Here is a 20,049-nt window from a genome sequence, read left to right as displayed (position 1 = left end):
TATAGAAAACACAACAGATGTTTATGTAAGTTTTTGTAAGATTTCCTTACACAGGCAGCTCAATTTCAACGATCAGGCCATGGCCGGTGTCCGCATTTTTTGCCTGTATTTGGCCGTTGACCGCAGCAACCACCCGTTTGGCAATCGCCAGCCCCAAACCATAGCCGCCACCGCTACCTTGGCCGCCGCCCCGGAAGAATGGCGTAAAAATCGCCGCCAGCTCATCCTCGGCCACGCCCGGTCCGTGATCGCTGACCACCAGCCGGAAGCAACTGCCCTGGCACCCGGCCTCGAGGCGGACCATGCCGCCGTCCGGCGAATAGCGCAGCGCGTTGCGCACGATATTTTCGATGGCGCGATGCAGCAGTTCGCCATTGGCGCGAATTTCCGGCATCTCGCCGGCCACGAAGTCGACCGCGACCTGGCGTGCCGCCCCTTCGAAACGCGCATCCTCGACGATGTCGTCGAGCAGTTCGCCCATCTCGACCTCTTCGAGCACACCGCTGACACCGGCTTCCAGGCGTGACAGGGTGAGCAGTTCGCCGACCAGCAGATTCATCCGCTCCCCCTCGCGCTCGATGCGGCCCAGCGAATCCTCCATCCGCGCCGGCTGCTGCCGGGCCAGGCCGATCGCCGCCTGCAGGCGGGCCAGCGGCGAGCGCATCTCGTGCGACACATCGTGCAGCAGCTTTTTCTGGCCATCGACCAGCGCCGCCAGGCGTTCGGTCATCCGGTCGAAATCGCGACCGAGATCGGCCAGTTCATCCCGCCGCCCGCCCATGCCATCACCGATGCGGACCGCCAGATCACCGTCGGCCGCGGCATCGAAGGCGCGCCGCAACTGGCGGATCGGCTTGGCAAAGTACCAGGCCAGGCCGAAGGCGCTGAGCAGACTGACCAGCAAGGCAGCGAGCAGGGGAATCAGCGGCAGGCGCGGGCCGTGCCGCATCTCGGGCGGCGGCGGGCGGGAAAAATGCGCCGGCTCGGGCGGGCGTTCACCGGTCAAACCCGGCGGTGGTCCGGGCGGGCCGCCGCGCGCCCAGTCGAATGGCGGCCGCGCCTCGGGCGGCAGGCCCGAAGCGGCCAGTTGCGCGCGCCACTGGGCCTCGGCCTGCTGGCGCTCCAGCCAGAACAGCAGGCTGACCCCGCCGACACCGGCCAGTTGCAGCAGCCAGATGAACAGGAAGAACTTCCAGAACAGCCGGCCCACGCTACTCCCTAATCAACTGGTAACCCTGCCGGTAGACGGTCTGGATGCACGAGCGGCCATCGGCCAGGCAGCCCAGCTTGTGGCGAATGCTCGACAGATGGACGTCGATGCTCCGGTCGAAGCGGGCCAGCGGCCGCCCCAGCGCCAGCTCGGAAAGATCGCTCTTGCTGACCGGGCGCCCGGCGTTGCGGGCCAGGATCTCGAGCAGGTTGAATTCGGTGCTGGTCAGGTCGACCGGGGCGCCGGCCCACTCGACCCGCCGCTGCTCGGGCAGGACATTGAGGGCGCCGATCACCAGCGGCGCCCCGCCCGTCGTTTCGCCACTCTGTTGCGTCCGGCGCAGGATGGCACGCAACCGGGCGGCCAGTTCGCGCGGCAGGCAGGGCTTCGGCACATAGTCGTCGGCGCCCAATTCGAGGCCGACGATACGATCCATGTCGTCGCCCTTCGCCGTCAGCATCAGCACCGGCACACTGCTCGCCGCACGGATTCGGCGCAGCGCTTCGATGCCGCTGATCCTCGGCATCATCACATCAAGCACGACGATGGCGTAGTGGCCGGACAAGGCCTCGGCGACGCCCGCTTCGCCGTCGTGCACGGCGGTTGCGGCAAAACCTTCCTGGATCAGGTAGTCGCGCAACATGCCGGCCAGTTCGACATCGTCGTCGACCAGCAGGATGTGAGGGCTTGGATTCATTGCAGACTCATGGATAGGGAAGGGCCGATGATAACCAAGCGGCTCCCGGCCAACCAGCCGCAAGCACCGGAATTTACAGACTTTTACCGGGCACTTCAGGGCAGGAAGCTGGCCCTGGCCAAGCGGGCGCCCGCTGCGGGCTGCCGCTCACGAGTCCGGCGGTCGACCGGTCGCCGGCAGCAAAAATGCAGCGCCATCCATTCATGCCGGCGACGTGCATTTTGGGTGGCCGGCACAAATTGCCGGACCGGAAAATTTGCCGCTTTTCGCCAAAAATAACCAGCTTTTTCACCAAAACACGCCGACCTTGCCATTTTCTTAACAAAGCTTTACCCCGCTTAACGTAAACCACCGCCATTTTCGACACGTTTTGGCCGATAACTTGCTCAAAGGCAGCAGCCCGCTCGCGGGTAAGCCATTTTCGACGTCAACATCAGGAGGTAATCATGATCAGCAGCATTAGCAGCACCTCATCGATCAGCCAGCTATTCGCCAAGCTGGACAGCAAGAGCCAGGGCTACATCGAGAAAAGCGATCTCGTTTCGGCCTTCAGCCAGATCAGCACCGACAGCACCGAAGCCGAAGGCGTTTTTGCCGCGCTCGACAGCGACAGCGACGGCAAGGTCACCGAAAGCGAGTTCTCGACCACGCTCAGCAAGCTGCAGGAAGAACTCGACAGCCAATTCGACAGCATGCGCATGGAAGGATTCAGCGGCGCCCAAGGCGCCGGCGGCATGGCCGGCATGCCACCGCCCCCGCCGCCGGAAAACGACAGCGGCTTCACCAAGGACGAACTGAGCAGCCAGCTGGAGGAAATCGGCAGCACCGACAGCGAGCGCGCCAGCCTGATTTCCAACATCGTCGCCAACTTCGAAGCAGCTGACACCGATGGCGACGGCAAGGTCAGCTTTGCCGAAGCGCAAACCTACGACAGCGAGTCGAAGACTAGCTCAAGCACCACCACCAGCGACAGCACCTCGACCAGCACGGCCAGCAGCAGCGCCAACAGCGATAACGCACTGATGATGAAGATCATGCAACTAATGCACGCCTATGGCACGACCAGCCAGGATGACCAGACCAGCAGCCTGAGCAGCCTGCTCTCCGTCTCGGCCTAAACTCGCGGCACGCCCGGAGCCAGCCTGCGGGCTGGCTTTTTTACGCCCGCAACCAGCCGGCAATTTCGTCCTTGCCCGGCATCCGGCCTGACACCCGGACCACCTCGTCGATCACCAGGGCCGGCGTCGTCATGATCGGATAGGCCATGATCTTGTCCATCTCCGTCACGTGCTCGAAAGTTGCGCTCAAGCCGAGTTCCGCCACCACTTCGCGGGTCAGTTGCTCCAGGCGATTGCACTTGGCGCAACCGCTGCCGAGTATCTTGATCAACATCGTCTTTCTCCTTGTCAGTGGGCCGGGGCCCGATTGACCCGCCCGATCAGATGCAGGCTCCCGGTCAGCAGCAGCATGAAGCCGGCCAGCAACAAGGCCAGGTGCAGCAGCGGCGTACCATCGACCCAGGCGCCATAGGCCAGGCCGGAGAGCGTCGAGAACAGGGCAACCAGCCCGACGTAGGTCCAGGCCTTCAGCTTGCCGATGATCGCCGAGGTGATCAGGATGCTTTGCAGAGACAGTTCCGGATCGGCCATCAGGTAAGCGATCAAGGGTCCGGGATGCATGCCGAGCGACAGGAACATCTTGGCAATCGGCACCTCGACCAGGGTCGGGAAATACATGAAAACACCGAACACGACGCCGGCCAGGTTACCGAGCAGGCTATTGCTGCCGGCCACCGCCTGAATCCACTGTGGCTGGATGAAACTGCGGATGACGCCGACCAGGAAAACACCGACCACCAGCAAGGGGAATATCTGGCGGATGAAACGCCAGGTTTCCCATAGCCACTGCTGCATGTCCCAGGCCTCGAAACGCCGGGCCAGCGGCAGCAGCACGGCGCACAACAGTGCGACGACGACACCTCTGCCGGTCAACGTCAGCAAAAAGCCGTTTTCCGTGAGGCGCATGCCGAGCGCGGCAAAGATCAGGGTCAGCGCGGTCAACCCCAGCGTTAGCCAGGTCTGCCGGTTGAAGCCGTTATCGACCAGGCCCAAGCCACGCCAGGCGGAAAGGCCGATCAGCCCGAGCAGGCCGATCAAGACCAGGCCTTGGACGCTCAAGCCCTCCGCCCCGGTAGCCACATCGACCGGCACCCAGCGCCCGAGCTGCGCCTGCAGGGCCGGCCCGCTCGCCCAGGGCAACTCGATGCTGAACAGGCCGGCGCTCAGCCAATCAAATTTCAAAGTTCCGGCCAGCAGCAAGGCGACGAGAACAGCGAGGAAGAGCAGCGTCTGTCGGGAGATGCTCGCGCCGCCGGCAAAGGCCAGATCGGCCAGGCGGGCGCTATCGCCCTCACGAAAGACGATCGCCATGATCATGCCGATCCCCACCCCGAAGGACAGCGCCAGCACGATACGGGCAATCGCAAAGTCCGCCCCGAGCGCCACGCCGGTGTAGGACAGCGCCAGGATGTTGGCAGCCGGCGCAAAAAACAGGAAGGTGATGGCCGGCCCCAGGCCAGCTCCTTTTTTATAAATGCCGGCGAACAGCGGCTGGATGGTGCAGGAACAGACGGCCAGCAAACTGCCCGCCCCGGCCGCGGCCGAATAGGAGACCCATTTCGGCGCCGCCGGTCCGAGAAAACGGATGATCGACTGTTGCGGCACCAGGGCCGACAAGGCGCCAGCAATGAAAAAGGCAGGCACCAAACAGAGCAGCACATGCGCCGCCAGATAGGAAACCAGGCTGGCCACACCGTTTTGCAGGACCGATAGCAGAAGTTCCATCTCGCTCTCCGCGAAGCGCGGCGTGACCGAACCGTCAGCCGCGACGAAATCAATTCTCTCACTGCTGGAGACGCATGACAGACAAAAAAGATGCAGCCGGGCTGCATTTTTCCGGCGCCGAAAAGCAAAAAGCCCATCGACAGGGATGGGCTTTCCGGGAAGTGCTGATCGCACCAGAGAAACTGGAGCGGCAGAAGAGTCTCGAACTCTCGACCTATACCTTGGCAAGGTATCGCTCTACCAACTGAGCTACTGCCGCGTCAAACAGAGCGCGCATTATAGGCCATGCACGACGGTTGTCAACCAGCGCCAGCTACTTTTCTGCACTACGCTTAGCAATCTCCGGCCAGGCCATGCGTAAGTAATATCCCATTGACCACAGTGTCAGCAGCGCGGCGACCCAGATCAGCCAGTTGCCGACGAGCCGGACATCGATGCCAAGCAAGGGCATGTGGTAAAGCAGGAGCGGTATGGCCAGCATCTGTGCCGCAGTCTTGACTTTGCCGAGCATGGAAACAGCGACGCTTTTCGCGGCCCCGATTTTTGCCATCCACTCACGCAGTGCCGAAATTGTGATTTCGCGGCCGATAATGATCATCGCGACGATTGCGTCTGCCCGCCCTAACTGAACCAGGATGATCAATGCGGCAGCAACCATCAGCTTGTCGGCAACGGGGTCAAGAAATGCACCAAATGCCGATGTTTGATTGAGCTTTCTGGCCAGATAGCCATCAGCCCAGTCCGTTAAAGCCGCGAAACAAAAAATCAAGGTGGCCAGCGTATCCCGCTCATGCTGGGTTGCCCAGTTGGCTGGCAGGTAATAGAGCGCTATCAATAGCGGTATGGCGACGATTCGTAGCCAGGTGAGCAGGATGGGCAGGTTGAATGGCATGGGTCAATGAAGCGCTGAGTAAATTTTTTCCGCCAAATCCCGGCTGATGCCGGGCACTTCTGCCAATTGTTCCACACTGGCGACGAGCACGCCGGGCAATCCGCCAAAACGATTGACCAGCGCCTTGCGCCGGGCTGGCCCTACACCTGGCAAGCTTTCGAGTTTAGAGGTTTTTCTGGCCTTGCCGCGTTGCGCACGGTGGCCCGTAATGGCAAAACGGTGAGCCTCGTCTCGAACTTCCTGGATCAGATGCAGCGCTGGATGCTCCGGCGGCAATTGTAGCGGCTCCCGGCCCTCCGGGAAAATCAGCGTTTCCAGACCGGGCTTGCGCTCCTCGCCTTTGGCCACCCCGAGCATGGGCAGATGCGCCAGACCAAGGTCAGCCAAGGCTGCGTAGGCGGAGCTGACCTGGCCTTTGCCGCCATCGATAAGGATCAGGTCGGGCGCCCTGCCCTCCCCAGCTGCGATACTGCCGTAGCGGCGAGTGACCGCCTGCCGCATCGCGGCATAGTCGTCGCCCGGTTGAATGTCGCGAATATTGAAACGACGATAGTCGGCCTTCTTCATCCCGTTGTCTTGGTAAACGACACAAGATGCGACCGTAGCCTCGCCTTGCGTATGGCTGATATCAAAACACTCAATGCGAGCAATGGCCTCCGGCAGTTGCAGCGCTTCCTGCAGAGCAGCGAGACGCCGCCCCTGATGTGCCGTCGCCTGATTGCGCGCCAGGATGGCGAGCCTTGCATTTTGCAGCGCCATGTCCAGCCAGGCCTTGTACAGCAGCGAACGACCATCCTGGATCGGCACAGGCCGGCCAGCCAATTCAGCGAGAGCGCTCTCGGCTTCGGTTTTTTCTTCGGCCGCCAACATCGGTGCAACCAATAATCGTGCCGGGGCCGGGTGTAGTGCGTAATGCTGGCGAATGAAAGCAGCGGCCGCATCGCTAGCCGACGAGTCGCCAGCATTGCTCGGAAACAATGGACGATCACCCAAATGCCGGCCACCGCGAACCATAGCCAAATTGACGCACAACTGCCCCGCTTCCTTTAGCGCCACAACGATGTCCACATCCTCGCCCTTGCTGCTCGAAACGAACTGCTTTTCCTGAACCTGATGCAACGATTGAATCTGGTCACGATAAACCGCCGCTTGTTCGAAGGCCAGGCGACTGGCGGCCGCTTCCATCGATTCCGTTAGGCGCTTGGTGACTTCCTGTTGTTTGCCGAGCAAGAACATTGAGGCCAGCTGGACATCGCGGGCGTAGTCTTCGGTCGAGATGTATTCGACGCACGGCCCGCTGCAGCGTTTGATCTGATAGAGCAGGCAGGGACGCGAGCGATTGGCGAACACCGTATCTTCGCAGGTGCGCAGACGGAACATTTTCTGTAGCAAATGAATGCTGTCGCGCACCGCCCAAGAGGACGGGTAAGGCCCAAAGTAATCAGCCTTCCGGTCAGGGTTGCCGCGATAGAAGCCAAGCCGGGGAAAGTCGCCGCGTGTCAAAACGATGTAGGGATACGACTTGTCATCGCGAAACAGGATGTTGTAGCGCGGCGACAGCGACTTGATCAGATTGTTTTCAAGCAGCAGCGCTTCGGCTTCGGTACGCGTCGAGGTCGTTTCGATACTTGCGATCTGGCTCACCATGTGCGCGATGCGCGGACTTGCCAGATTGTCCCGGAAGTAAGATGCAACGCGTTTTTTGAGGTTTTTGGCCTTGCCGACGTACAGGACGACACCGCCCGCATCGAGCATCCGATAAACCCCGGGCAGCTCGGTCAGCGTCGCGAGAAATGCCTTTGAATCGAAATTCATGGAGAGGAATTACTCGCCGAGGTGGGCCTTGATACCGGCGAATACCTGCTCGAAACTTTCCCGCGAGAGTCGACCTGTTCGCCAGTTGTAGCCGCTGCAATGATAGCTATCGACCAGCAGGCGCCCATCCGGCAATTGGTGTTTGACGTTGTGGCCAAACGGATAATTCTTCAACTTCAGGTCGTAGCTCCACAGCAAGGCCTGATGGGCGATGGCCCCGAGGGCGACGATGACCTGCAGATTGGGCATGGCCGCCAATTCGCGCTTCAGGTGGCCATTGCATTGCCGGATTTCCGCCGTTGTCGGCTTGTTGGCCGGCGGCAGGCAACGTACGGCGTTGGTGATGCGGCAGTCGGTTAACCGCATGGCTGGATTCGCCCACTTGTCCGGGCCCAGCGCTTCGGGAACGCTGGCAAAGCCAAAACGATGCAAGGCCGGATAGAGCAGTTCGCCGGCCACGTCACCGGTGAACGGGCGACCGGTACGATTGGCTCCTTTTTCGCCCGGGCCGAGACCAACCACGATCAAGCGGGCATCGAGCGAGCCCAGCGCGGGAACCGGCAAGGCATGCCAATCCGGGGCGCGCCGGCGAATGTTGGCAAGGTGTTCTGCCAGGCGGGGGCAGGCCGTACAGTCTTTGGGGTCTTCGAAATTCTGCATGGCCGCGATGGTAGCATGGCAGTCATGCAGCCTCATTGGGACATCTTCTGCCGGGTTATCGACAACTACGGTGACATCGGCGTTTGCTGGCGACTGGCTCGGCAACTGGCTTCAGAACACCACCTGCGGGTACGCCTTTGGGTAGACGAACTGCCCTCGTTGCAGCCCCTTTGCCCCGCACTCGATCTCCGTGCCCTCCGCCAGTGCCGCGAAGGTGTCAAAATAGTCCTCTGGAACGAAAGTGCTGCGGTCGACGGCGTGGCGGACGTAATTGTCGAGGCATTTGCCTGTGAGTTACCTGCGGCCTACGTCCAGGCCATGGCGGAATCCGAGATCCGGCCCTGCTGGATAAATCTCGAATATCTGACCGCCGAGCCTTGGGCGGAAAGCTGCCATGGCCTCGCCTCGCCCCACCCTTCCCTTCCCCTCGTCAAATACTTTTTCTTCCCGGGGTTTTCTCCGGCCACTGGCGGACTACTCCGCGAGGCTGGCTTGCTGGCCAGGCGCAACCAGGAAATAGCGCAGAAAGAAATGTGCGGCGCGCTTGAAATCAGTTTGTTTTGCTACGACAGCGCCCCACTCGGCGAATGGCTGGAGAGTCTGGCCAATAGCCAGCAAGCGGTGCGCTGTTATGTGCCGCCCGGCAAACCATTGGCGGCGGTTAGCGATCATTTGGGAGGAACTGGGCCATGGCAACACGGCAATCTCCGCCTCGAACCGATTGATTTCCTGTCACAGCAGGATTACGACCGCCTGCTCTGGCGCTGCGATATCAACTTCGTCCGCGGCGAAGATTCCTTTGTTCGGGCGCAATGGGCTGCACGCCCCTTTGTCTGGCAAATCTACCAGCAGGCCGAGAATGCCCATATCGTCAAACTGGATGCGTTTTTGGAGCGCTATTGTGCAGACCTTGCCCCTGATGCCAGAGCGGTGCTGCATGCCATGTTCCACGCCTGGAATACCGGCGAAGGCGTAGGGCAAGCCTGGGCGGGATTCCTGGCGGCTCGGCAGCAAATAGCCGCCCATAACGCCAACTGGGCAAAATATCTGGCACAAAGCGATGACTTGGCGACAGCACTCGTCAAGTTCTGTGCGTCCAAGGTATAATTTAACGTTTTTCTTTTTTCAGCTTTCGGGAATATCAGTATGAAAACCGCAATGGAACTCCGCTCCGGCAACGTCATCATGGTCGGCGCCGACCCTCTCGTTGTCCAGAAGACTGAGTACAACAAGTCCGGCCGCAACGCTGCTGTCGTGAAAATGAAGCTCAAAAACCTGTTGACCGCAGCAGCCTCCGAAGCGGTTTACAAGGCCGACGACAAGTTCGAAGTCGTCATGCTCGACAAGAAAGAAGTGACCTACTCCTACTTCGCCGACCCGATGTATGTGTTCATGGATGCCGACTACGAGCAGTACGAAGTTGAAGCCGAAAACATGGTCGATGCGCTGAAGTATCTGGAAGACGGTCTGGCTTGCGAAGTTGTGTTCTACAACGGCAAGGCAATTTCCGTCGAACTGCCGAACAGCGTCGTCCGCGAAGTGGTTTACACCGAGCCGGCCGTCAAGGGCGACACCTCCGGCAAGGTTATGAAGCCGGCCAAACTGGCGACCGGTTTCGAACTGCCGGTTCCGGCCTTTGTCAGCATCGGCGACAAGATCGAAATCGACACCCGCACCGACGAATACAAGAACCGCGTCAAGTAATCAGCGGTTTTCGCAGTGCGACAAATCGGGCAGCTTCGGCTGCCCGATTGCATTTCAGGGAGCGAGTTGGGCGATGGTTTGCAAGGCGGCCTGATACGCCGGATCGGATTGCAGGCTTGCCCAATCGGGGGCCACATCGGTCGGGATGAGCGCCTCGATCCGCTTGCCTCTGGCCGGATCGACCTTCGGCTGCCAGTTTTCCAGAACGGCACCTACGGCGTCCGGCGAGTTGCAGACCAGCAACATGTCACAGCCGGCCCGATAAGCGGTATCGACCCGGTTCAACATATCGCCGACAACACCCGCCCCGGCCATCGACAAATCATCAGTAAATACAGCACCATCAAACTTCATGTCATTTCTCAAATAACTTATCCATTTATTTGAAAATACAGCCGTATTGCAGTCAACGCACTCGTAGATCACATGCGCCGCCATCACCCCGCCGAGCGCCAGGTTACGGTAAGGCATGATGTCCTCCTGCATGGCATCAAGCGCTCGATCATCAACCGGCAACTCGACATGCGAATCGGGGATGACGTAACCGTGCCCGGGAAAATGCTTGCCACAGGAACCCATGCCGGCTTGGCGCAAACCATCGCCCAGCGCCGCAGCCAAGGCTGTCACCACGGCAGCTTGGCGGTGAAAGGCGCGATCGCCAATGACCCGGGACGGACCGTAATCGAGGTCGAGCACCGGCGTGAAAGAGTAATCGACGCCGCGCGCCAGCAACTCGGCAGCCAGCACATAACCGACCTGGTGGGCGGCCCGCTGGGCGGCATCGGGATTTTGATCCCACAGGCGCCCCAGCGTGGCCATGGCCGGCAGGCGGGTAAAACCTTCGCGAAAACGCTGCACCCTGCCCCCCTCATGGTCGACAGCGATCAGCAGCGGCGGCTGCCGCAAGGCATGGATTTCAGCATTCAACGCGGCCAGCTGACTGGGACTTTCGAAATTCCGGCTGAACAGGATGATGCCGCCAACCAGCGGGTGAAGCAGGCGCTGGCGATCGAGTTCGGTCAGTGCAGTCCCCGCGATGTCGATCATCAACGGGCCGAGCGGCAGTTGCGTCATGCTTGCTCCAGAATGACATAGGCGATGGCGTAATCCGCTTCATCGCTGATTGAGAGATGGGCCTTCAGCTTTTGCTTTTCAAGCATTTCAGCCAGTTCACCGCAGCACTCGAATACCGGCTTGCCCAATTCGTCGTGTCCGACCGCAATCGCCGTCAACACCGCGGGCGGCCGAACGCCGGTGCCGAGCGCCTTGCTGAAGGCTTCCTTGGCGGCAAAACGCTTGGCAAGAAAGCGCCCCTTGTCGGTGGCGCCGGCAAAATCAGCCAACTCACCGGGCGCCAGCAGCCGGCCCAGGGCCTTTTCACCATGGCGCTCCCACATTCCCTGCAGGCGCTTGATGGCAACGATGTCGGTGCCAATACCGTAGATCATTATTCGCCGCGCCCGGCCCCTTCCCGCATCAGTTGCTTCATCTCGCGCACAGCCTCGCGCAAGCCGACAAACACCGAACGGCTGACAATCGAATGGCCGATATGCAGTTCGCGGACGCCGGCCAATCGGGCAACCGGCTGAACATTGTAGTAATTGAGGGCGTGACCGGCATTGAAGCGCATGCCAAGGTGACGAATGGCCTGCCCGGCGCGACGGATTTTTTCGAGTTCGGCCAAGACGGCCGGCGCCTCGGCATCACGCCCTTGGGCGTGGAAGGCATGGGCATAGGGGCCGGTGTGAATTTCGCAGACTTTGGCTCCGATGCGCGCGGCGGCTTCGATCTGCGGCAGTTCGGCATCGATAAATACGCTGGTCACGATACCGGCATCGGCCAATCGCGAAATGACATCCTTCAGCCGCGCTTCCTGAGCCAAAACATCCAGACCACCTTCGGTCGTCACTTCATGGCGACCTTCCGGAACCAGCATGGCCATCTCCGGCTGCAGGCCACAGGCAATGGCGACCATTTCGTCGGTTGCCGCCATTTCCAGGTTGAGCTTGACCTGGGTGAGTTCGCGCAGGCGACGGACGTCGGCATCCTGAATATGCCGGCGATCCTCGCGCAAATGGACGGTAATCCCATCGCCCCCCCCCAGGTGCGCCTCGACCGCGGCCCAGACCGGGTCCGGCTCGTAGGTCATGCGCGCCTGACGCAAGGTGGCAACGTGGTCGATATTTACGCCTAGTTCAATCATAATTCCTGCAACTCCTTGAATATTTTACGTGTTTCAAGTTCAGTGCCACCCAGGTAATGGGCCATCAGGGCGCGCATCAAGGCCTTGGCTTCAATACGCGAACGCGGGTCGGAAAAGTCTTCTGCCTCAAGATCAAGCAAGGTCTTGCCGCAGACGACCTGCGCCGCGGCTTCGGCATGAGCGAGGCGTTGTGGCCCCTGCTCCATGCCATAGCTATACCAGGCATCAGGCTGAATCGCTTCGCCTGCGCTGTCATGACTCAAGGTCAGGCCATAACCAAGCTCTTGCAGCAGGGCTTTTTCGAACGCACGGAGATCGGCTTCACGAACTTTACCGGCCGGATCGCTGGCCAGCCTGGCAAGCATCTGGCCGTAACAGGTGAAAAGATGCTCGTGGGCATCCTCACGGGGCAGCAGGTGCATCAACAACTCATTGAGGTAGTAACCGCAAAAGAGGGCTTCGCCGGCCAACAATGGCTGCCCGCCCTGCCACTCGGCCTTCATCAGATTCAGCACCTCGCCCTTGCCGGCCCACGCCACCTCAATGGGCTGGAACGCCATCAGCAAACCCCGAATGGCTGAACGTGGCCGACGTGCGCCTCTGGCCAGCAAGGACACTCTCCCGAAATCACGGGAGAATACTTCAACAATAAGACTGGTTTCCCTGAACGGGTAGGTGTGCAAGACGTAGGCCGGCTGGCGGTCGACTTTGCTCCGCTGGATCATTCGTAACCGAGGCTCTTCAGCAACCGCTCATCATCGGTCCAGCCTGATTTGACCTTGACCCAGACCTCAAGATAAACCTTGCCGTCGAAGAGCCGCTCCATATCCTGGCGCGCCTCGCTGGCGATACGTTTCAGCAATTCGCCGCCCTTGCCGATGACAATCGCCTTGTGACCCTCGCGGTCGACGACGATGGCGGCAAAAATACGCCGTAGATCGCCTTCAACTTCGAATTTTTCGATTTCTACGGTGGTGGCATAGGGCAGTTCATCGCCCAATAGCCGGAAAAGCTTTTCGCGGATGTATTCGGAGGCAAGAAATCGTTCGCTCTTGTCGGTCAACTCATCTTCCGGGAACATCAGGCCTTCGTTCGGCAGATGCTTGCGCGCTTCGCCCAACAATTCGTCGGTCTGCTTGCCTTTGGCCGCACTAACCGGAACCACCGCCGTAAAGTCGTGCTCGGCGGCCACGCTGGCCAGAAAGGGAAGCAAGGCGGAACGATCTTTCAACTGGTCGGTTTTATTGACCACCAGAATGGCCGGCCGGTCCGGTGGCAGCAACTTCATCACCGCCCGATCCTTGGCATCGAAACGCCCTGCTTCAATGACGAAAAGCACGACATCGACATCATTCAAGGTGGTGGTGACGCCACGGTTCATCGCGCGGTTCAGGGCATTGGAGAACTTGGTCTGGAAGCCCGGCGTGTCGACAAAGACGAACTGGGCATCATCCTTGGTCAAAATGCCGGTAATCCGGTGCCGCGTGGTCTGCGCCTTGCGCGACACGATACTGATCTTCTCGCCGATCAGGCGGTTGAGCAGCGTTGATTTACCGACATTGGGACGACCGACAATGGCGATATAACCGGAGCGAATTTTTTTCATGCGTTGAGAGCTTTCAGGGCATTGTCGGCGGCAACCTGTTCGGCGATGCGCCGACTGGCACCATGACCGGTAGTACGCAAAGGCGGATTGTCGATCTCGCAGGAGACTTCGAAGCGTTGTTCGTGGGCCGCACCGCTGGTGCTTAACATCTGGTAACGCGGCAAGGGCTTCTTGCGCCCCTGCAGCCATTCCTGTAGCCGCGTCTTGGCATCTTTCTGGGCCTGCCCGGGTTTCAACTGATCGAACAGCGGCGCATAAAGATCAACAATGACCCGCTGCGCCGCCTCAAAGCCGGCATCGAGATGAACCGCGCCGAACAGGGCTTCCAAGGCATCAGCCAGGATCGATGGTCGCTGACTGCCGCCACTTTTCATCTCGCCTTCGCCAAGGCGAAGAAGATTACCGATATTGAGCGACAGTGCAAGTTGATGCAAGGCATCCTGTCGCACCAGATTGGCCCGCAGTCGCGAAAGATCGCCTTCCGGCAACTCCGGAAAACGCTTGAACAAGGCGGCGGCAATGGCGAAATTCAGCACGCCGTCGCCCAGGAATTCCAAGCGTTCGTTATTGGGCGTCCCGTAACTACGATGCGTCAGCGCCGTTCGGAGAAGATTTTTGTCCGAAAAGTCATGGCCAAGTTTTTTGGCCAGCACCTCTGCACTCATTCCTTAACGCTCAAGGGTTGAACCCTGATAGTCGATCAGCAGGCTGACGTTGGCAAAAAGCGGAATGCGCTTCTCGTAGGCGAAGGAAACAACGATTTGCCCGCCTTCCTTCGAGATGTCCAGTTGATCAGCCTTGAAATCGAGCATGTCAATTTCGGCAAAACGATCAAACGCCCTTTTCACATCGGCCACCGTCGCATCCTTGCCGACTTGTGCGACAGCTCCTTTGCAGTCTTTTTTGATCTTGTAATACTCGATGACTGTCGGTGCGACCTTCATGCCAAGGACCGCCACCAGAACCAGCACAATGCTCCAGAACAACAGCCCGGACAAGGCAACGCCACGTTGATGCTTCATCATCATCCCCATTACTTGAATGAACCAACCCGGCTCAAATCGCTGAAATTCAGCCAGATGAAAAATGCCTTGCCGACGATATTCTGCTCCGGGACGAAACCCCAGGCCCGACTGTCACGGCTGTTGTCGCGATTATCACCCATCATGAAATAGTGACCGTCAGGCACCTTGCAGGTTACGCCAGCAGCATTGTAGGTGCAGTTTTCACGATACGGAAAACGAGCGACATCGGGAATGAAAGCCGGAGCATCGGTATCATTGAGCAGACGATGCTCCACCTTGCCCATTTTGGCCGAATATTGCTCGGAATAATAAAGGCGCTCCGGATGCAGATAATCGGCGATCTTCGACATCTCCACCGGCTTGCCGTTGATTGTCAGCCGCTTGTTTTGATAGGCAATCGTGTCGCCTGGTAGACCAACCACCCGCTTGATGTAATCGAGAGAAGGATCTTCCGGGTAGCGAAAGACCATGACGTCACCACGTTCCGGATTGTTGATGCTGATGATTTTCTTGTTGATCACCGGCAAGCGAATGCCGTAGGTAAATTTATTGACCAGAATGAAGTCGCCAACCAGCAAGGTTGGAATCATCGACCCTGACGGGATCTTGAAAGGCTCGAAAAGGAAGGAGCGCAGCACAAAGACGATCAGGATTACCGGGAAAAAGCTGGCGCCCCACTCCACCCAAAGCGGCTCAGGTCCATTTTTACTGCGCAATTTCCGGAACTTCAGCACATCGACCGCATAGAGTGCGCCGGTCACGAGCAGAAGCACAAAAAGAATCAGGGCAAAATTCATCGCTACTCTCAGTTATCGACGCGCAGCACGGCCAGGAAGGCTTCCTGCGGAATTTCGACGCTACCAACCTGCTTCATCCGTTTTTTGCCGGCTTTCTGTTTTTCCAGAAGCTTCTTTTTGCGACTGATGTCACCGCCGTAACACTTGGCCAACACATCCTTGCGCATGGCCTTGACGTTTTCGCGGGCGATGATGTGCGAGCCAATGGCAGCCTGAATGGCGACGTCGTACATCTGGCGCGGAATCAGTTCGCGCATCTTGGAAGCAAGCTCGCGCCCGCGATACTGGGAATTCGAACGATGCACGATCAACGACAACGCATCGACCTTTTCGCTATTGATCAGGATATCGAGCTTGACCACATCGGCGGTCCGGTACTCCTTGAAATCGTAGTCGAGCGAAGCGTAGCCCTTCGAGCATGATTTCAGCTTGTCAAAAAAGTCCATCACCACTTCAGCCATCGGCATTTCATAAACCAGCTTTACCTGGCGGCCGTGATAATGCATATCGACCTGATTGCCACGCTTCTGGTTACAGAGAGTGATGACGTTGCCGAGGTAATCCTGCGGGACAAAAATCGTCGCCGTAATGATTGGCTCACGAACTTCTTCGACCTTGCTGAGCTCGGGCAACTTCGCTGGATTTTCAACCTGGATGACGCTGCCGTCGCGCTGAACGACTTCATACACCACCGTCGGCGCGGTGGTGATCAGATCCTGATCGAACTCGCGCTCCAGTCGCTCCTGCACGATCTCCATGTGCAACAGCCCAAGGAAGCCGCAACGAAAGCCAAAACCGAGCGCCTGGGAAACTTCCGGTTCATATTGCAACGAAGCGTCATTCAGCTTGAGCTTCTCCAGCGCTTCACGCAGAGAGTCGTACTGGTTGGACTCGACCGGATACAATCCGGCGAAAACCTGCGGTTTGATTTCCTTGAAACCAGGCAACGCACTCGCCGCCTTGCGATCCACCGTGGTGATGGTGTCGCCAACCTTGGCAGCTTTCAGTTCCTTGATGCCGGAAATGACGAAACCGACCTCACCAGCACGCAGCGCTTCGCGCTGGACGGACTTTGGCGAGAAAACACCGACTTGTTCGCAAAGCTGCTGGGCGCCGGTCGCCATGAAAAACAGCTTGTCCTTCGGGCGCATGACACCATCAACGACACGCACCAGCATAACTACGCCGACGTAATTATCGAACCATGAGTCGATGATCAGCGCCTTCAAAGGCGCATCGGGATCACCCTTGGGTGGTGGCACCTTGGCAATCACCGCTTCCAGAATATCGGCAACGCCCAGACCGGTCTTGGCCGAAGCCAGCACCGCATCCGTGGCATCAATGCCAATTACATCTTCAATTTCCTGACGCGCACTATCGGGGTCGGCTGACGGCAAATCGATCTTATTAAGCACGGGCACGACCTCGACATCAAGTTCGATAGCCGTGTAGCAATTTGCTACCGTTTGTGCCTCAACCCCTTGCGAAGCATCGACAACAAGCAGCGCGCCTTCGCATGCCGACAAGGAACGAGAAACTTCGTAGGAGAAGTCGACGTGCCCCGGCGTATCGATCAGGTTCAGGTTGTAAACCTTCCCGTCACGAGCCTTGTATTGCAATGCAGCTGTTTGAGCCTTGATGGTGATGCCGCGCTCGCGCTCGATATCCATCGAGTCAAGCACCTGCGCCTCCATTTCACGGTCGGAAAGGCCGCCACAGAGGTGGATGATACGATCGGCCAGCGTTGATTTGCCGTGGTCGATGTGGGCGATGATCGAGAAATTACGGATGTGATCCATTGATGCTAGTAAAAAAGGGCGCTTATCCGGCGCCCTTCCCTGTTCAGAAGACCCTGAATTTTAGCGGATTTTGACCAAATATTCACGGGTTTTAGGCTCGTCCAGGAAGTAATGGCAGAGTTCCGTTTCACCGTGGAGCAAAACCGGGACCAGCTCATCGTACTTGGCCTCAAGCACAGGGTCCGCATCGACATCCAGAACACTCAAGGCAGCACCATATTCCAACACCAAGGGAAGCAGCGCTTTCTCCATGTCGTGGCAGAGATGGCAATAACCCCGGCTGATCAGCGTCAGTTCAATTTCCATTCAAACCCTTGATTGTGACAAAAGTCTGCATTTCACCCCGCCGTACTAACAGGGTAACGCTACTTCCTTTATCGAACTGGGCCAGTAACTTGTTGAACTGCTCGACAGAACGAAGTTCGGTGGTTGCACCCTTGCTGATTACCGCAATAACCACATCACCGGGACGCAGGTCGGCGCGCGCACTCAAGCCACGCACCTCCTCGATGAGCAACCCGGAGCCCATCTTGAGCTCCCGCTTTTGCTCGGCAGTGAGTTCACTGAGCACCAAGCCAAGACGGTTGGCAATCTGCTCTGGCGGTTTGGCACCACGAGCGGGCCGACTGACAACCTGCTTTTCGTCCGAAACTTCACCAACCACAACAGCTATTTCCCGGGTACTCCCCTTGCGCCAAACCTGTACCAGCGAACGCGTTCCGGGCCGGGTAGCACCAACCAAGCGCGGCAGATCGGCCGAATTGACAATCGCCTTGCCATCAAACTTCAAGATGACATCACCAGCCTCCAGACCAGCCTTTTCTGCCGGCCCACCTTTTTCGACCGCATTGACCACGGCCCCCATTGGCTTGCTCAGCCCCAGAGAGTCGGCCAGTTCCCTGTTGACCTCCTGAATGACCACACCCAGACGGCCCCGACTGACCTTACCTGTCGCCCTCAACTGCTGCTGAACCTCCATGGCCACATCAATCGGGATGGCAAACGACACCCCCATATAACCACCGCTACGGCTGTAAATCTGGGAATTGATACCAACGACTTCACCGCGCATATTGAAGAGCGGCCCGCCCGAATTACCAGGATTAATTGCAACATCCGTCTGAATAAAGGGAACGTAACTTTCCTGTGGCAACGAACGCCCTTTGGCCGAAACAATGCCGGCGGTCACCGAGTTATCAAAGCCAAAAGGGGAACCAATGGCAACCACCCACTCACCGACTTTCAATTGCGCCGTATCGGCAAGCTTGACCACCGGCAGGCCGACTGCCTCAATTTTTAGCAGCGCGACATCGGTACGCTTGTCGGCTCCAATAGTTTTTGCCTTGAATTCCCGCTTGTCAGTTAGCCGGACCGTTACCTCATCGGCACCATCGACCACATGCGCATTGGTTAGAATATAACCATCAGCACTAACGATGAAGCCAGAACCAAGGGACTTGTTTTCAAACTCACGAGGGATTACCCCCCCAGGGTGGCGCGGGATAAAGCGCTTGAAGAATTCAAATGCCGGATCATTCTCGTCAAACGGAAACGGCATTACCTGGCTGTTACCACGCACCACCTGCGTAGTGCTGATATTGACGACAGCAGGTCCCTGTTTTTCAGCCAGCTCGGAAAAATCTGGTAGTCCGCGCACAGTTTGCGCAAAGGAAAATGCGCAGAAAAAGCTGAAAACAAATAGCACAACAAAGCGTCTCATGAGCAATACGCCTCCTGATTAAGCTAGGAACGGGAAATGATATGAGGGCGTTCGGCGTAATTTCCAGCCTCACCCTGCGCACGAAAACGAATGAAGAAAAAAGACAAAACCAGCCCTGCGCCAGCCCCTAATATTGCGCCAGCATCCCCCCCCAAGGGAGTTCCCAAGGCTGCACCGGCAATCGCTGCGGTCAACGGTACGCCATAAGCCAAATTTGCCGTCCGGCGAACACTGCCATCTGCTATGGCAATCGTTACTTGCTCCCCCAGAAGAGCGCCAAGACGGTTATCAACACTATAGGTTTTAGGGCCGCTGCAAAACATCTGGGTAAGTTGCTGCCCGCCACAACCTCCCTCTTCATGGCAACGACCACAACCGCCGTGCTCAATCTCAACCACCGCCTCCAAGCCTTCGACAGCGCGAACCACGCCGCGGACTGTGCTTTTATCCGCGCTCATGATTACCAACGCCGATCCGGAGCAATATCCAGCAAGGGGCGCAGTTTTGCAGCCACCGCTTCACGCGCCCGAAAAATTCGGGAACGTACCGTACCAATCGGGCAATCCATGATTTTGGAGATCTCTTCGTAGGACATGCCTTCGATTTCGCGCAACACGATCGCCGTGCGCAACTCCTCGGGAAGAGCCTCCATTGCCGAATTGACCGTTTGACCGATCTGCTTGCTGAGAAGCAGGCTTTCCGGCGTGTTGATATCCCGCAACTGGGAGGCATCCTCGAAGGTTTCGGCTTCGTCGTTATCGAATTCCGTCGTGGTCGGCGCACGCCTGCCTTGTGAAACAAGATAATTCTTGGCAGTGTTAATTCCGATTCGGTATAGCCAAGTATAAAAGGCGCTATCGCCTCGAAAGGACGGCAAGGCGCGATAAGCCTTGATGAAAGCCTCTTGTGAAACATCTTCCACTTCCGCCGAATCGCGGATAAAGCGGGACAGCAAACGGCCCAGCTTGCGCTGGTATTTGCTTACCAACTGGTCGAAGGCGTGTTGATCTCCGCCTTGCGCTCGTTCGACCAGTGCCTGATCGATCTCCCGCTCACTCATGGCTCTCGTGTTCCCTGG

General features: G+C 58.4%; 23 protein-coding genes and 1 tRNA gene. 3 read left to right on the top strand and 21 right to left on the bottom strand.

Going from position 1 to position 20,049, the window contains the following annotated elements:
• Nucleotides 1-46: 46 nt before the first annotated feature.
• Entirely contained in the window at nucleotides 47-1,210 is a 1,164-nt protein-coding gene (locus AT959_RS08350; RefSeq protein WP_066882538.1) for a HAMP domain-containing sensor histidine kinase, read from the bottom strand.
• 1 nt (nucleotide 1,211) lies between these two features.
• The gene (locus AT959_RS08345) at nucleotides 1,212-1,907 is read right to left on the bottom strand and encodes a response regulator transcription factor (protein WP_066882537.1); all 696 of its coding nucleotides are present in this window, start codon (nucleotides 1,905-1,907) and stop codon (nucleotides 1,212-1,214) included.
• A 446-nt stretch (nucleotides 1,908-2,353) separates the two neighbouring features.
• On the opposite strand from AT959_RS08345, the gene AT959_RS08340 reads away from it, so the two are divergent.
• Entirely contained in the window at nucleotides 2,354-3,025 is a 672-nt protein-coding gene (locus AT959_RS08340) for an EF-hand domain-containing protein (RefSeq protein WP_066882536.1), read from the top strand.
• A 40-nt stretch (nucleotides 3,026-3,065) separates the two neighbouring features.
• On the opposite strand, the gene AT959_RS08335 is transcribed toward AT959_RS08340, so the two are convergent.
• The 6 genes from AT959_RS08335 to AT959_RS08310 form a co-directional block, all read right to left on the bottom strand.
• A complete protein-coding gene (locus AT959_RS08335) occupies nucleotides 3,066-3,299 on the bottom strand; it encodes a thioredoxin family protein (RefSeq protein ID WP_066882535.1) in 234 nt (77 codons plus the stop codon).
• Between the two features lie 14 nt (nucleotides 3,300-3,313).
• Complete coding sequence (locus AT959_RS08330; RefSeq protein WP_066882534.1) at nucleotides 3,314-4,750, bottom strand: permease; 1,437 nt, start codon at nucleotides 4,748-4,750, stop codon at nucleotides 3,314-3,316.
• 183 nt (nucleotides 4,751-4,933) lie between these two features.
• A tRNA-Gly gene (locus AT959_RS08325) sits at nucleotides 4,934-5,009 on the bottom strand.
• A gap of 54 nt (nucleotides 5,010-5,063) precedes the next feature.
• Nucleotides 5,064-5,642 (bottom strand): CDP-diacylglycerol--glycerol-3-phosphate 3-phosphatidyltransferase, encoded by a 579-nt coding sequence (pgsA, locus tag AT959_RS08320; RefSeq protein WP_066882533.1) that lies wholly within the window; start codon nucleotides 5,640-5,642, stop codon nucleotides 5,064-5,066.
• A 3-nt stretch (nucleotides 5,643-5,645) separates the two neighbouring features.
• Nucleotides 5,646-7,457, bottom strand: a complete 1,812-nt coding sequence (uvrC, locus tag AT959_RS08315; RefSeq protein WP_066882532.1) for an excinuclease ABC subunit UvrC — start codon at nucleotides 7,455-7,457, stop codon at nucleotides 5,646-5,648.
• A gap of 9 nt (nucleotides 7,458-7,466) precedes the next feature.
• Nucleotides 7,467-8,153, bottom strand: a complete 687-nt coding sequence (locus tag AT959_RS08310) for a uracil-DNA glycosylase (protein WP_240481787.1) — start codon at nucleotides 8,151-8,153, stop codon at nucleotides 7,467-7,469.
• On the opposite strand from AT959_RS08310, the gene earP reads away from it, so the two are divergent.
• Together earP and efp are read left to right on the top strand one after the other, a co-directional pair.
• The gene (earP, locus tag AT959_RS08305; RefSeq protein ID WP_205629870.1) at nucleotides 8,133-9,224 is read left to right on the top strand and encodes an elongation factor P maturation arginine rhamnosyltransferase EarP; all 1,092 of its coding nucleotides are present in this window, start codon (nucleotides 8,133-8,135) and stop codon (nucleotides 9,222-9,224) included. The two genes, AT959_RS08310 and earP, sit on opposite strands and share 21 nt — an antisense overlap.
• A 39-nt stretch (nucleotides 9,225-9,263) precedes the next feature.
• Nucleotides 9,264-9,821 (top strand): elongation factor P, encoded by a 558-nt coding sequence (efp, locus tag AT959_RS08300; protein ID WP_066882530.1) that lies wholly within the window; start codon nucleotides 9,264-9,266, stop codon nucleotides 9,819-9,821.
• A gap of 54 nt (nucleotides 9,822-9,875) precedes the next feature.
• Here efp and nagZ read toward each other — a convergent pair whose 3' ends face one another.
• From nagZ to rpoE, 13 genes are read right to left on the bottom strand one after another with little or no spacing between them, the layout of a single operon-like run.
• Nucleotides 9,876-10,895 (bottom strand): beta-N-acetylhexosaminidase, encoded by a 1,020-nt coding sequence (gene nagZ / locus AT959_RS08295; RefSeq protein ID WP_066882529.1) that lies wholly within the window; start codon nucleotides 10,893-10,895, stop codon nucleotides 9,876-9,878.
• Complete coding sequence (gene acpS / locus AT959_RS08290; RefSeq protein WP_066882528.1) at nucleotides 10,892-11,269, bottom strand: holo-ACP synthase; 378 nt, start codon at nucleotides 11,267-11,269, stop codon at nucleotides 10,892-10,894. Before acpS ends, nagZ begins: the two co-directional genes overlap by 4 nt.
• On the bottom strand, nucleotides 11,269-12,024 hold the full coding sequence (locus tag AT959_RS08285; RefSeq protein WP_066882527.1) for a pyridoxine 5'-phosphate synthase: 756 nt from the start codon (nucleotides 12,022-12,024) through the stop codon (nucleotides 11,269-11,271). The genes acpS and AT959_RS08285 overlap by 1 nt, the downstream gene beginning before the upstream one ends.
• Nucleotides 12,021-12,749 carry a DNA repair protein RecO gene (gene recO, locus AT959_RS08280; RefSeq protein WP_066882526.1) on the bottom strand — a complete coding sequence of 243 codons (729 nt, stop codon included), beginning with the start codon at nucleotides 12,747-12,749 and terminating at the stop codon, nucleotides 12,021-12,023. The genes AT959_RS08285 and recO overlap by 4 nt, the downstream gene beginning before the upstream one ends.
• A complete protein-coding gene (era, locus tag AT959_RS08275; RefSeq protein ID WP_066882525.1) occupies nucleotides 12,746-13,630 on the bottom strand; it encodes a GTPase Era in 885 nt (294 codons plus the stop codon). The genes recO and era overlap by 4 nt, the downstream gene beginning before the upstream one ends.
• Nucleotides 13,627-14,295: a ribonuclease III gene (gene rnc, locus AT959_RS08270; RefSeq protein WP_066882524.1), complete on the bottom strand. Its 669-nt coding sequence runs from the start codon at nucleotides 14,293-14,295 to the stop codon at nucleotides 13,627-13,629. The genes era and rnc overlap by 4 nt, the downstream gene beginning before the upstream one ends.
• Nucleotides 14,296-14,298: 3 nt before the next feature.
• Nucleotides 14,299-14,658 carry a DUF4845 domain-containing protein gene (locus tag AT959_RS08265; RefSeq protein ID WP_240481786.1) on the bottom strand — a complete coding sequence of 120 codons (360 nt, stop codon included), beginning with the start codon at nucleotides 14,656-14,658 and terminating at the stop codon, nucleotides 14,299-14,301.
• Nucleotides 14,659-14,663: 5 nt separating this feature from the next.
• On the bottom strand, nucleotides 14,664-15,452 hold the full coding sequence (lepB, locus tag AT959_RS08260) for a signal peptidase I (protein WP_066882523.1): 789 nt from the start codon (nucleotides 15,450-15,452) through the stop codon (nucleotides 14,664-14,666).
• An 8-nt stretch (nucleotides 15,453-15,460) separates the two neighbouring features.
• Nucleotides 15,461-17,251: a translation elongation factor 4 gene (lepA, locus tag AT959_RS08255; protein WP_066882522.1), complete on the bottom strand. Its 1,791-nt coding sequence runs from the start codon at nucleotides 17,249-17,251 to the stop codon at nucleotides 15,461-15,463.
• A 60-nt stretch (nucleotides 17,252-17,311) separates the two neighbouring features.
• A complete protein-coding gene (locus AT959_RS08250) occupies nucleotides 17,312-17,557 on the bottom strand; it encodes a glutaredoxin family protein (protein WP_205629869.1) in 246 nt (81 codons plus the stop codon).
• Nucleotides 17,547-18,971, bottom strand: a complete 1,425-nt coding sequence (locus AT959_RS08245; protein ID WP_066882521.1) for a DegQ family serine endoprotease — start codon at nucleotides 18,969-18,971, stop codon at nucleotides 17,547-17,549. Before AT959_RS08245 ends, AT959_RS08250 begins: the two co-directional genes overlap by 11 nt.
• 23 nt (nucleotides 18,972-18,994) lie before the next feature.
• Complete coding sequence (locus tag AT959_RS20475; RefSeq protein WP_083518297.1) at nucleotides 18,995-19,429, bottom strand: SoxR reducing system RseC family protein; 435 nt, start codon at nucleotides 19,427-19,429, stop codon at nucleotides 18,995-18,997.
• A gap of 2 nt (nucleotides 19,430-19,431) precedes the next feature.
• Nucleotides 19,432-20,031, bottom strand: a complete 600-nt coding sequence (gene rpoE / locus AT959_RS21085; protein WP_157651275.1) for an RNA polymerase sigma factor RpoE — start codon at nucleotides 20,029-20,031, stop codon at nucleotides 19,432-19,434.
• Nucleotides 20,032-20,049: the final 18 nt, after the last annotated feature.

The organism is Dechloromonas denitrificans, from assembly GCF_001551835.1.
Taxonomy (GTDB): Bacteria; Pseudomonadota; Gammaproteobacteria; order Burkholderiales; family Rhodocyclaceae; genus Azonexus; species Azonexus denitrificans.
This window is presented reverse-complemented; position numbering and strand designations above follow the sequence as displayed.

Coding starts and splice junctions, on each gene's coding strand:
- AT959_RS08345 (WP_066882537.1), bottom strand. CDS start 1,907: ATGAATCCAAGCCCTCACATCCTGCTGGTCGACGACGATGTCGAACTG.
- AT959_RS08340 (WP_066882536.1), top strand. CDS start 2,354: ATGATCAGCAGCATTAGCAGCACCTCATCGATCAGCCAGCTATTCGCC.
- AT959_RS08335 (WP_066882535.1), bottom strand. CDS start 3,299: ATGTTGATCAAGATACTCGGCAGCGGTTGCGCCAAGTGCAATCGCCTG.
- AT959_RS08330 (WP_066882534.1), bottom strand. CDS start 4,750: ATGGAACTTCTGCTATCGGTCCTGCAAAACGGTGTGGCCAGCCTGGTT.
- pgsA (WP_066882533.1), bottom strand. CDS start 5,642: ATGCCATTCAACCTGCCCATCCTGCTCACCTGGCTACGAATCGTCGCC.
- uvrC (WP_066882532.1), bottom strand. CDS start 7,457: ATGAATTTCGATTCAAAGGCATTTCTCGCGACGCTGACCGAGCTGCCC.
- earP (WP_205629870.1), top strand. CDS start 8,133: ATGGCAGTCATGCAGCCTCATTGGGACATCTTCTGCCGGGTTATCGAC.
- AT959_RS08310 (WP_240481787.1), bottom strand. CDS start 8,153: ATGAGGCTGCATGACTGCCATGCTACCATCGCGGCCATGCAGAATTTC.
- efp (WP_066882530.1), top strand. CDS start 9,264: ATGAAAACCGCAATGGAACTCCGCTCCGGCAACGTCATCATGGTCGGC.
- nagZ (WP_066882529.1), bottom strand. CDS start 10,895: ATGACGCAACTGCCGCTCGGCCCGTTGATGATCGACATCGCGGGGACT.
- acpS (WP_066882528.1), bottom strand. CDS start 11,269: ATGATCTACGGTATTGGCACCGACATCGTTGCCATCAAGCGCCTGCAG.
- AT959_RS08285 (WP_066882527.1), bottom strand. CDS start 12,024: ATGATTGAACTAGGCGTAAATATCGACCACGTTGCCACCTTGCGTCAG.
- recO (WP_066882526.1), bottom strand. CDS start 12,749: ATGATCCAGCGGAGCAAAGTCGACCGCCAGCCGGCCTACGTCTTGCAC.
- era (WP_066882525.1), bottom strand. CDS start 13,630: ATGAAAAAAATTCGCTCCGGTTATATCGCCATTGTCGGTCGTCCCAAT.
- rnc (WP_066882524.1), bottom strand. CDS start 14,295: ATGAGTGCAGAGGTGCTGGCCAAAAAACTTGGCCATGACTTTTCGGAC.
- AT959_RS08265 (WP_240481786.1), bottom strand. CDS start 14,658: ATGATGATGAAGCATCAACGTGGCGTTGCCTTGTCCGGGCTGTTGTTC.
- lepB (WP_066882523.1), bottom strand. CDS start 15,452: ATGAATTTTGCCCTGATTCTTTTTGTGCTTCTGCTCGTGACCGGCGCA.
- lepA (WP_066882522.1), bottom strand. CDS start 17,251: ATGGATCACATCCGTAATTTCTCGATCATCGCCCACATCGACCACGGC.
- AT959_RS08250 (WP_205629869.1), bottom strand. CDS start 17,557: ATGGAAATTGAACTGACGCTGATCAGCCGGGGTTATTGCCATCTCTGC.
- AT959_RS08245 (WP_066882521.1), bottom strand. CDS start 18,971: ATGAGACGCTTTGTTGTGCTATTTGTTTTCAGCTTTTTCTGCGCATTT.
- AT959_RS20475 (WP_083518297.1), bottom strand. CDS start 19,429: ATGAGCGCGGATAAAAGCACAGTCCGCGGCGTGGTTCGCGCTGTCGAA.
- rpoE (WP_157651275.1), bottom strand. CDS start 20,031: ATGAGTGAGCGGGAGATCGATCAGGCACTGGTCGAACGAGCGCAAGGC.